The organism is Acinetobacter sp. NIPH1876 (assembly GCF_022808535.1).
Lineage (GTDB): Bacteria > Pseudomonadota > Gammaproteobacteria > Pseudomonadales > Moraxellaceae > Acinetobacter > Acinetobacter higginsii.
In genome coordinates, this window is the sequence record NZ_JALGBR010000002.1 from 133134 (window position 1) to 145233 (window position 12100).

8 protein-coding genes are annotated in these 12100 nt (G+C 42.6%); 4 read left to right on the forward strand and 4 right to left on the reverse strand.

Annotated features, from left to right (window positions below):
- Positions 1–10: 10 nt before the first annotated feature.
- The gene (locus tag MN869_RS02965; protein ID WP_033133414.1) at positions 11–1732 is read right to left on the reverse strand and encodes a thiamine pyrophosphate-binding protein; all 1722 of its coding nucleotides are present in this window, start codon (positions 1730–1732) and stop codon (positions 11–13) included.
- Between the two features lie 135 nt (positions 1733–1867).
- Here MN869_RS02965 and MN869_RS02970 point away from each other — a divergent pair, with 135 nt between their 5' ends.
- Complete coding sequence (locus MN869_RS02970) at positions 1868–2353, forward strand: Lrp/AsnC family transcriptional regulator (RefSeq protein ID WP_033133413.1); 486 nt, start codon at positions 1868–1870, stop codon at positions 2351–2353.
- A 72-nt stretch (positions 2354–2425) separates the two neighbouring features.
- On the opposite strand, the gene MN869_RS02975 is transcribed toward MN869_RS02970, so the two are convergent.
- The gene (locus MN869_RS02975; RefSeq protein WP_033133412.1) at positions 2426–3856 is read right to left on the reverse strand and encodes an aldehyde dehydrogenase family protein; all 1431 of its coding nucleotides are present in this window, start codon (positions 3854–3856) and stop codon (positions 2426–2428) included.
- 403 nt (positions 3857–4259) lie between these two features.
- Between MN869_RS02975 and MN869_RS02980 the strand changes: the two genes are divergently transcribed.
- On the forward strand, positions 4260–5315 hold the full coding sequence (locus MN869_RS02980; RefSeq protein ID WP_241345343.1) for an aromatic ring-hydroxylating dioxygenase subunit alpha: 1056 nt from the start codon (positions 4260–4262) through the stop codon (positions 5313–5315).
- An 85-nt stretch (positions 5316–5400) separates the two neighbouring features.
- Here the strand turns inward: MN869_RS02980 and MN869_RS02985 are convergent, their stop codons facing one another.
- Together MN869_RS02985 and MN869_RS02990 are read right to left on the reverse strand one after the other, a co-directional pair.
- Positions 5401–6933 carry an aspartate aminotransferase family protein gene (locus MN869_RS02985; protein WP_016162941.1) on the reverse strand — a complete coding sequence of 511 codons (1533 nt, stop codon included), beginning with the start codon at positions 6931–6933 and terminating at the stop codon, positions 5401–5403.
- A 3-nt stretch (positions 6934–6936) separates the two neighbouring features.
- Positions 6937–8307, reverse strand: a complete 1371-nt coding sequence (locus tag MN869_RS02990; RefSeq protein ID WP_004652118.1) for a diaminobutyrate--2-oxoglutarate transaminase — start codon at positions 8305–8307, stop codon at positions 6937–6939.
- 464 nt (positions 8308–8771) lie between these two features.
- On the opposite strand from MN869_RS02990, the gene MN869_RS02995 reads away from it, so the two are divergent.
- Positions 8772–9473 carry an SIMPL domain-containing protein gene (locus MN869_RS02995; protein WP_033133411.1) on the forward strand — a complete coding sequence of 234 codons (702 nt, stop codon included), beginning with the start codon at positions 8772–8774 and terminating at the stop codon, positions 9471–9473.
- Positions 9474–9659: 186 nt separating this feature from the next.
- On the forward strand, positions 9660–11873 hold the full coding sequence (locus MN869_RS03000) for a TonB-dependent siderophore receptor (RefSeq protein ID WP_033133410.1): 2214 nt from the start codon (positions 9660–9662) through the stop codon (positions 11871–11873).
- Positions 11874–12100 lie beyond the last annotated feature (227 nt).

A 12100-nucleotide genomic window follows, 5' to 3' on the forward strand; every position in this document is an offset into this window, starting at 1 on the left:
TTCCTTCTGATCAGAAGGAAATTACTTTTTTACTGGGTAATGCTTGGGAACGCTGTTTTAAGATTTCATAGCCTCGATCGCCATAATCAAAGCGGGCAATCACTGACGCAAATTTTTTCAAACTAGATGGTGCATCCATAGCTGGGAGTTTTAGTTCAATGAAGGTCATTCCGTCGAACTGATGCATATTATCCAAAACCTGCTTTAACTGCCCTGCGGTTTCTACCACACAGCTTTTATAGTCTTGGCTACCGTTAAAAACATTTGGAATCTCGCTATATTTCCAGTCCTGAACATCGTTATAAGCCGCGTTCTCGCCCATGATTAAACGTTCAATGGTATAGCCACCATTATTGAGTAAAAAAATAATGGGCTTGAGACCATGACGGATAATGGTCGAAAGCTCCTGTACCGTGAGCTGAAATGAACCATCACCAATAAATAGGATTTGGCGGCGTTCTGGTGCAGCCAATAAACTACCGAGTAATGCTGGCAAGGTATAACCAATCGAGCCCCACAGTGGTTGTGCAATATATTTAGCAGTTGCAGGTAGCTTGAGCCCCGCCAAGGCTGAGTTAGAAGTCCCGACTTCACCGATAACCACATCATCATCTTTAAGAAAGCCCGCAATATAACGCCACAAGACATCCTGACTCAGCTTTTGCTGTTCAGGCACCTCAAGTGTCTGTTGTGCTTGCTGCTCCAACATCGGCTGGCTTAACTTTCGTGGTGCAACCTTCTTATTCAGTTCCACCAGAAGTTGTCCAATTTCGATGCCGGGGAAATCCTGTCCAAAAATCGTCAAACCATAAGGTTTGATTTCAATATAGTTTTCAGTGGCAATTTGATGGGTAAATACCCCAGTTCCGACATCAGTAAAACGCACCCCGATACCCATCAAGCAATCAGACTGCTCAATGGCCTGACGCACATGCGCTTGGCTTGCGCCACCGACATAGGTTCCCACATAACGCGGTGAACCCTCATCCATAATATTTTTAGCGGTCAGCATACTGGCAAAAGGAATCGAGCATTTTTTGGATAAATCATCCAGTAGTGAGGTAATCCCAAAAACAGAGGCTTCATTATCAATCAGCAGCGCTGGTCGCTTGGCTTGCGCAATCACCTCACACAGTTTGGTGACTGCGCTTTGTAACAGCTCTGGCTCAACCCTCGGGTAAGATAAATCGAGTGAACGATCTGTCACTTCAATTTTGACGTGAGTAATATCCGATGCCAACTGGATATGTACAGGTCGACGTTCAAGGAAACATTGACGTAACACACGGTCAATTTCATAGGCGGCATTGGCTGGGGTTAAACGGGTCTGTGCAACAGTGAACTCTTTCATGCAGTTCATGATGTTGTCATAGTTGCCATCTACCAGCGTGTGATGAACCAGAGTGCCTTTCTGCACCACATGTAAAGGCGGAATCCCTGAAATATGCACCACTGGTACATTCTCAGCATAAGCACCTGCAATGCCATTAATCGCACTTAAATCACCGACCCCATAGGTCGTTGTCAAAGCAGCAAAACCGTTGATGCGTGCATAACCGTCAGCAGCATAAGCCGCATTTAATTCATTACAATTACCAATAAATTCAAGTTGGGCATCTGCCTCAACTTGTTCGAGATAAGAAAGGTTAAAATCACCAGGTACACCAAACAGATGTTGGATACCCATTTGTTTTAGACGAAGATTTAAAAAATCACCGATTTCTATGAACATTGCTCTACATCCTTTCAAGTCAATTTTTTATTCCATAGAAAAATAATATTTCATCTACCTGTTAAATTTCGTGCATAATAAAAACGCATTTTAATAAAAATACAATATTTGTGTATCATAAAAGGATTTTATGCAATGGATAAGTTCGACTGGCAAATCATTCAGGCCCTACAAAAGAATGGACGGCTCACCAATCAGGAAGTTGGAGATTTAATCGGTTTATCGGCATCACAATGTTCCAGAAGACGACAGTTACTGGAGCAAAAAGGCGTGATCTTGGGTTATGCCGCCCGCATCCACCAACAAGCTTTAGGCTTGGAGGTTACCGCGATGATCCACATTAACTTACGTATTCACGAGGCCAAGTCACAACAGGCCTTTCAGGACTTAATTGAAGCTGAGGACAATATTCAGGATGCTTTTTCAATTAGCGGCGATGCTGATTTTATTTTAAAAGTCGTCGCAGAAAATCTGGAACAGCTGTCTCAATTCGTGACAGAGCGACTACTGTCTTATAGTTTTATTGGCCATATAAAATCTTACATTGTGTTAAAAAAAATCAAAGAACAGAATCACTTTCTCAGCAAATCCAAGGGTCACAGCTACCATCCAGCCACTTAGACCTCGTTTTAAGCAGCACCATGCATAAAAACAAAAAGGCGGATATTAGATCCGCCTTAAAAATATGAAGGTTTAGATTTTATTGATATGCACAGTTTGTCCTACTGTATTTTCCAGCAAACCTTCCATGCCAAACTCAGCCCCCACACCCGACATTTTCCAACCACCAAACGGTGCATGTGGAACAATCTCTGCATGGGTATTCACCCATGCAGTGCCGCATTGTAGTTGTGAAGCGTAGAACTGTGCAGCTTTTAAATCAGAAGACCAGATTGAACCACCTAATCCAAATTCACTGGCATTGGCCCGTGCAATTGCATCATCAATATCACGATATTTTAGAATCGGTAACACGGGGCCAAACTGCTCCTCTTGTACCACTCGGCAGCTTTCATCCAGTCCAGTTAAAATCGTTGGCGCAATAAAATAGCCTTGCTCAGGTATAGTCTGATCACCCGACAGCGCCTTGGCACCTTGCGCAAGCGCATCGGCAATTAAGGCTTTTACTTTTTGATATTGCAGCTGATTTTGCACAGGACCAAATGTGGTCTCTGTCGCCATGCCATCTCCAACATTTTGGGCATTGGCAATATCAGCCAGTTTTTGTGCTAGCGCGTCATATTGGCTTTCGTGCACATACAAACGTTTTAAAGCAGCACAGGTTTGCCCAGCATTTAAAAATGCCACGTTAAAAATGCGCTTGGCTATTTGATCAAGATCGGCATCAGGTAAAACAATCCCCGCATCATTGCCACCCAGCTCTAGGGTCAGATGCTTTAAGGTTTTTACCGCACCTGACATAATGTGCTGACCCGTCTTGGTCGAACCTGTAAAAACCACTTTGGCGATATCAGGATGAGTTGATAATGCCTCACCGACGTCGCCTTTACCCAGCAAGATTGAAATCACACCCGCAGGCACTTCTTGTTGAATAATTTCACAGAGTTTTAACGTAGCCAAAGGGGTAAATTCAGATGGTTTATTAATCACTACATTGCCCGCACGTAAGGCAGGCATGATATGCCACACCGCAATCATCAACGGCCAGTTCCACGGCGTAATCGAAGCCACCACACCTAAGGGCTGATAATGACGTTCAATTCGTTTCTGTTCACTGTCTTCAATAATATCAACTGGTATTTCTAAACTTGCGGTATAACGTGTCCAGCCAATCGCACCCTGTACTTCCATTTGTGCCAATGCCAAGGGTTTACCTTGCTCAACTACAATCAACTCTGCCAGAGTTTCGGCATGTTGTTCAATCCCATCCGCAATCTTTTTCAGTATGCTTTTGCGTTCCTCATGAGAACTGCGTTGCCAGCTTCCAAAAGCTTGCTTTGCCGCCTCAATTGCTTGATTCACCTGTGCAATCGAAGCCTGCGCACACTTTGCTGCAACAGCAGCTGTTGCAGGATTGATAATCTCAAGTTCGCCTGCTTCACCGAGACAAGATTGACCGTTAATAATCAGTTTAAATTGGTTTTGCATATTTAAGTGTTGCATGCCTTGTTCCTTCTATTCATTGTAATCATGATGTTTTGCCTGATCCGACCTCAGCTCTAGGTCCCAAGTGCAAAAGTGATGACATCTATCCATCAAAATATTGAGCATCTCTCACTACAATATGGAATTTGTGCATCACAGTTTATGCATAATTATTTCTGATTTAGATTAAAGATGCACAATTTGTGCAGAACAGCGACAATTTTCTACCTTGTCATTATAAAAAACCATCGTAGAGATGCTGGACAGAATGCAACTAAACAGCAAACCAACTACATGCCTTTATGTAATTTCATCTCAACTTCTGTGTTCTAAAAGTTACGACACTTCATTCAATTAATTGAAATTTCTTAGAACAGCTGGCTTCGCTATATTCAATACCAATGAGCCAGAAGATAAGAAGATGAACAGCAAAGTGATTACAACGTTTAAGCATACGGATTTACCTATACACATGACCTTTTCAGAGCATGATTGGCAGCTACTTGCTCAGCACTGGTATCCGATTGCGCTCGCCCGTGATATTTCAGAGCAGCCAACAGCAGCCATGTTGCTGGATATGCCATTGGTTATTTACAAAATGGGAGATGAACTGATTGTTGCAAAAGATGTTTGCCCACATCGTGGAGTTCCCCTTAGCTTGGGCCGTCATGACGGGCAAGGTATTGTCTGTCGCTATCACGGATTACGCTTTGGGCATGCCGGCAAATGCAATCGTATTCCTGCACATCCACAGCATAAAATCTCGGAGCGCTTTCATTTGAAAACCTATGCTGCCACTGAAAAGTATGGACTGATCTGGTGTTGCTTAGCAGCTCGCCAAGATGATAAACCTATTATTCCTGACATGCCCTACTGGGAGGATGCAGACTACCAGCAACTGCTATGTCCTTTTGTAGACTTAAATTGCTTTGCCGGTCGGCAACTGGAAGGATTTATTGATGTCGCCCATTTTGCGTGGGTACATCCTGATACTTTTGGTGATCCTGATGATGTTGAAGTGCCAGACTATAGCACCACAGAAACCAGTTATGGCTTCAATGCGGATTATATCAGCAGTGTCGGACGCTATCCGATTGGCACAGCGCAACGAGGGCAAGATAATTTTAACTGGCTCAGACATTTTGAAATCAGCCTGCCTTTTACTGCCACACTGACCATTCATTTTCCGAATCAAAGCAAACAGGTGATCATGAATGCGGCCTCTCCTGTAAGCGCGCGACAAACTCGCCTGTTTGCACCAATCTGCCGTAATTATGATAAAGATTTACCTGTTGAGGATGCCTATGCATTCAATCTACAGATTTTTGAAGAAGATCGACTGATTGTTGAAACCCAGAAACCTGAATATCTCCCCCTGGATTTATCGATGGAAGCGCATTTTCCAGCAGACCGTAGCTCAAGTATGTATCGTCGACTCCTAAGAAAAATGGGATTTAATGCTATTTTTGCCGCCTAGCTGATTTATATTCAGTTCCAAGACGCAATAAAAAAGAGGTCTATTCAGACCTCTTTTTTATTTTGATGGATGTGCCAGATTGAAATTAATCAATCGCTGGAACATAAGTTCCTGCAGCAATTGCATCTTTAATACGATCAGCTTCTGCCAACACAAGTGCAAGCAAGTTTTGAACGTTTTCAAGCGTTGCAACTGGGCTTAAAGTGGTCATCTTCAATGATTGAACATTACCCACTTTGGTGACACCAATATTCGCTTCACCACGAGCAAACAATTCATCTGCCACGTTTTGGTTTAAGCTATCGATAAATTCAGCAGGATAAGCTTCTGGTACGACACGGAACAGGACTGAAGCGAATTGTGGTTCAACCAACAATTCAAGACCCGCTGTTGCTTTAATATAATCTGCAACTTCACGTGTTAATTTCACACCATGATCAATCATTGAACCATAAAGCTCTTCGCCTAATGCTTCAACCGTCATCCATAATTTCAATGCATCAAAACGACGTGTCGTTTGTAATGATTTAGACACAAGGTTAGGTACACCATGTTCTTCATCATAAGCAGAGTTTAAATATTCTGCCTCATAATGCATAAAGCGATAGTTTGCTTCGTCTTTCAACAAGAAAGCGCCACAGCTAATGCTTTGGAAATAATGTTTATGGAAATCAAGCGTGATTGAGTCTGATAATTCAATTCCATCTAACATTGAACGATGGTCATTTGAAAGAATCAGTGCACCGCCCCAAGCTGCATCAATATGCATCCATGAACCAAATTTCGTGGTAATTTCACGGATTTTCTTGAGTGGATCAATTGCACCAGCATCAGTCGTACCCGCTGTTGCAACAACACAGGCCACGATTTTTCCTTCAGACTGAAGATGCGCCATGGTTTTTTCCAGTGCATCAACATCCATCTGTGCATTTTCATTCACAGGAACAGTGACAACAGACTGGAAGCCCATACCCATCATGGCCATGTTCTTTTGCACAGAGAAATGTGCATTTTCAGAACAGATGACTTTGACGTTTTTCATTGCTTCTGCTGGAATACCATCACGCTGAACCGACCATGGCTTACCATTTTCGTCTTTCCAGTTTTTCGAGATGCACCAGTCACGTGCCAGCAATACACCCATCAAGTTTGACTGTGTACCACCAGACGTGAACACACCAGCTTGACCTGCACCATAGCCCACTTTTTGGCGAAGCCAATCAATGAGTTGAACTTCCATCAAAGAACCCGCTGGGCTTTGATCCCATGAGTCCATCGATTGGTTGGTTGCATTGATCAACACTTCCGCAATCTGGCTCATCACCATGGTTGGGCAGTGTAAGTGTGCAAGTGAATGTGGGTGATGTACTTTTAAGCTTTTGTTGAGGAAAAGCTCAACCATACGTTGTAATGATTGCTGTACACCTAAACCTTGTTTTGAAGGTGCAAAAGAGATTGCTTCACGCAAATCTTTAATGCTACCGCCAGTGTACATTTTATCATTTTGCAACCATGCTGAAACGGCAGTTACCGCCTCGCCCATTGCTGACTGATAGTCAGCAATAGATTGAGCATCATTGCAGAGTAACGCTTTACGATGTTCTGCAAAATCAACCATGAATTAGCCTCGTACTGCTTTTAATGCTTCAGCAACAGCTTTCTTGAAGCGAGCAACCGCCTCTACGCACTCTTCTTGATTGATAATCAACGGGCAAAGTAAACGGATAACAGTACCGTTACGGCCGCCTTTTTCAAGCAATAATTTATTGTTGAAACAAGCAGTCTGAATTGCAGCAGCCAATTGTGCATCAGCAGGTAATGAACCCATATGATCCGCAGGTTTACGCTCGTCAACGATCTCAACACCGATCATCAAACCACGGCCACGTACGTTACCAATACATGGGAATTCTTGAGCAAGTTTCTTGAACTCTGCTTGTAAGAAATCACCACGCTCTTGCGCATTTTGAGCAAGGTTTTGTTCTTTGATCACTTGAAGTGATGCTAAACCTGTACCCATCGCAAGTTGGTTACCACGGAAAGTACCCGTGTGACCCGCAGGCTGCCAAGCATCAAACTTACGTTTAATACCCAATACTGCAAGTGGTAAGCTACCACCTACCGCTTTAGACATCACCACAACATCAGGCTCGATTCCAGCATGTTCAAAGGCAAACATTTTACCTGAACGTGCAAAACCAGCTTGAACTTCGTCCAAGATTAAAACGATGTTGTGCTTTTCAGTCACTTCACGGATTTTTTGCAACCATTTTACTGGCGCAGTAACAACACCACCTTCACCTTGAATCGCTTCAAGGATCACAGCTGCAGGCTTGGTTACACCACTTTCAACATCTTCAATGAAGTTTTCAAAGAAGTAAGTTAAAGCGTCAACACCTGCTTCCCCACCTAAACCAAGTGGGCAACGATATTCATGTGGGTATGGCATAAATTGCACACCTGGCATTAAGCCATTCACCGCATTCTTCGCTGACAGGTTACCTGTCATTGCAAGCGCGCCGTGCGTCATACCATGGTAGCCACCAGAGAAACTAATCACTGTGCTACGACCCGTATAAGTTTTCGCTAATTTAATCGCTGCTTCTGTACCATCTGCACCAGATGGACCACAGAATTGTAGGCAATATTCTTCTTGACCGCCTGGCAAATAAGCCAAAAGCGCTTCAGTAAACGCATCTTTTAAAGGAGTCGTTAAGTCTAAAGTATGCAATGGCAAACCGCTTGCCAATGTGTCTTGAATACTTTGAATCACCGCAGGATGATTATGGCCCAAAGCCAATGTTCCTGCCCCAGCTAAACAATCAAGGTACTCTGTACCTTCAACATCAGTAACCCAACAGCCTTGTGCTTTTGCTATCGCTAACGGTAATTTACGTGGATAACTACGAACATTCGATTCCATCTGACTTTGGCGAGTCAGATAATATTCGTTAGTTGCATTAGCGGCAGGATTTACGGAAGTAACGCTCATATCGAATTACCATCTCTGATATGGGTAAAAGAAATAAGTCTGGTGACTTGCGGTCGTTTGACTCGGTGCTTTTTAGAATCTAGTGCAGACACTTGTTTATATCTTTCAACTAGGAGCGAGATGATACCTAATTTTGAAATAAAATAAACACTTTTTGTGTCTTACATGCATCTAAATTATTGAAAAAATATTTCATTCCAATAACTATGATGGATTATCATCATACTATGTGACAAGCTAAAGAAAGTAAGCTTTTTTTAATCCCGCCTGCGTTTTTAGATAAATGGTCAAATTACTCCACTTAATAAGCTGATTTTAAATATTTTTTGTTTTATTTTCCTGTTGCAAAACACTGCTAATCTCTTACAAAGTCACCACAAAATATGCAGAAGTTCGACATCAGTTCTTTTTAATATCGAACTGGTAAAAATAAATTTTCGATACCAAATTCTAAGGACATTTTTATGCGTACTTTAGCACTTGCTACATTAATGATCGGGGCTGCATTGAGCCCAAGCCTTTTTGCTCACGAGACTGAGAACTTGAACTACAACATTGTGAATATCCAAGCGGATGCATCACGTCAGGTTGCCAATGATGAAATGCGTGCCGTGCTTTATGTCGAGAAAAGCAATAAACAACCTGCAGAACTCTCAAATCAAATCAACCAACTGATGAATCAAGCACAAGCGATTGCGCGTAAATATTCACAGGTCAAAGTCGAAACAGGCGCACAAAGTACCTATCCTGTATATGACAATGACAGCAATAAGTTGAAAGAATGGCGTGCCCGCGCGGAAATCCAACTGGAAAGTAAAGACTTTAAAGCCGCAAGCCAGTTGATCAGCGAATTGCAACAAAGCTTCCAGACCCAATCGATTAACTTTACCGTGTCGGATGAACAGCGTAAAAAAGTTGAAAATGAGCTGATGATTGAAGCATCGAAGAACTTCCAGCAACGTGCGCAAGCCATCATCCAAGCATGGAATAAAGGCCAATACAACCTTGTCAGTTTAAACCTGAATACCAGCAACTACTTTCCGCAACCGATGATGCGCGGTGGCATGGCCAAGTTTGCCATGGCTGAAGCAGCCCCTGCTCAGGATATGGCAGCAGGTGAATCAAAAATTACGGTCAGTGCCAATGGTTCAATCCAATTTAAATAATAAGTCTGACAACAACAAAAGGCCGTGCTTAAGCACGGTTTTTTGTTGTTTGAAATAGCCAAAAGTATCTTGAGCAAAAAAACAATCAACTTAACTCTTCTCATAGTTATAAGTGATAATCGTTCTTATTTCATTCGGTGCAATAACTGATTAATATTCGGGAAATTTACAGCATTTGCCCCTGATATGAAAATTGTATCCTATACAGCAACATCATTGATCAAATTCCAGCCTTCTTCTCTGAGTCTCGCCATTGCTATTTTATTGAGTGGCATATCACATGCTGCTTTTGCCGATGAAGCACAACCCGCTGAAACGCAAACGCTTGCGACGATTTCAATTCAGGCGCAAGGCAATTGGCTGGACGATGCCAATGCTGAAAAAGTACAACAACATGCAGGTGCCCGTAGCATTATCGATCGTAAACGTTTGGATGAAATCGCCACCACTTCAATCCGTGATGCTTTAAAGCAAATTCCCGGCGTACAAGTTCAAGACAGCAACGGTACGGGTGGCAGTGATGTTTCTTTAAATATTGGGGTACGAGGTCTTACCTCACGCTTATCACCACGCTCTACTGTACTTATGGATGGTGTACCGCTCTCATTCGCTCCTTATGGTCAGCCACAATTATCATTAGCGCCTGTATCAATGGGTAATATTGAGTCTGTAGATGCGGTGCGTGGTGCAGGTTCAGTTCGCTTTGGGCCACAAAATGTCGGTGGCATCATCAACTTCGCGACAAGGGCAATCCCCAAAGAATTTTCAGGTTCAGTCGGGTTAACCACAGAATTTGCAACGGGGACAGACCAACTCAAGTACACACCGAATCTGTTTATTGGTGGCACACTTGATAATGGTCTAGGTATGGCTCTACTTTATTCAGGCAGCAAAGGTGATGGTTATCGAGAAGCCAATAATAAAATTGATATCGATGATGTCATGTTAAAAACCGCCTACCAATGGACTGATCAGGATGCGATTGCAGTGAATATGCATCATTATGAAGGTCGAGGCGAAATGCCAGAAGGTTTAACGGCGGCACAATTTGCAGATAATCCTTATCAATCCAATCAAAGCCGCAACTATTTCGCAGGCCGTCGTTCTGATGTTTCTGTGAAATATAGTCATAAAGATGAACTGAATAATTTTGAAGTATTAGGCTATTACGTCGACTCTTTCCGAACCAGTGACTTAGAGTCCATTGCCAATAATGGTACCAGTCGTATTAGTAACTCTCCTCGTGATTATAAATATTTTGGTATAGAACCACGATATTCACGCGCCTATCGTTGGGCGGGTATGGATAATGAAGTGACTGTTGGCTATCGTTATTTACAGGAAGAAAGTTCCGAGTTTTCTGGTCGTACTGCCGCATATAATGCGCTCACAGGAACACCTGGTGAACGCATTGCCAATACAAGCAGTGAGGGCGGCACCAAAGCACATGCAGTTTATATCGACAACCGTTTTGGACTCGCAAATTGGGTGATTACACCTGGGGTTCGTTTTGAATCGATTGATACTCATAACGATTTTACTGCGTATCAAAATGGTGTCGCCACCAATACCGTTTATCCAAAAATCAAATCTGACGAGTTTTTACCAAGCTTATCGGTGCTGTATAAAGCCAATGAGAACTGGAATATTTTTGCCAATGCTGGCGTTTCGTTTGGTCCACAGCAATACAACCAACTCGTAACGACTAAATCTGTCGGCGGAGTCAACACAGCAGCAACGACTCTGGATGGATTACATCCTGAAAAATCTAAAAACTATGAAATCGGAACCAAATATCTAGGCAATGGTCTGAATGCCGAGTTAACCGTCTTTTATTTAGATTTCGACAAAGAATTAATGTTGGAACGTCCAGATACGATTGGAACTGGGATTTGGACAGACTTAGGTGCAACCAGTCATAAAGGCGTTGAAACAGGAATCAGCTATGATTTCGGTCAACTGGCTGATGCGCTAGAAGGTCTCAAAGTTTACGGGAATTACACCTTTACCAAAGCAACATCTGAAGCAGGTAAGTTTGAAGGCAAAGACCTCCCCTTTTACTCACGTCATGTAGGTAATCTAGGTCTGGCTTATCATGTAGATCAATGGTCTGTGAATGCGGACATGTTTGCGCAGTCCAAACAACATGCACCAGGTTCTGGGGATGTTTATCAGACTGAAGAAACAGCAGATGGCCGCACGGGTGACATTCCTGGATATTCAACCTTCGCTGTACGCACCGCCTATGACTTTAGCAATCAGCTCAAGGGCTTAAAGATCGCTGGTGGCGTAAAGAACGTGTTTGATAAGCAATACTATACCCGCTCTTCTGACTCCACAGGCGGTAAATATGTGGGCCAACCACGAACCTTTTTCTTGCAAACATCATATGATTTTTAAATATAAAACGCCGAACCTTTAAGTTCGGCGTTTTATCTCTTTCACAACAAATATCGCCGATAAGCCACAATCTAAATGAAATCAAAACCTCGATTCTGTGTACCCTGCAACATTTCACCTCTTAACAAAAAAAATTATATATATTATGTGAAACTTTAATTAGTTTAGCTAAACAATAACTACAAATGAGAATTATAATCAATTAGAATAACAGCGCAAAATAACTC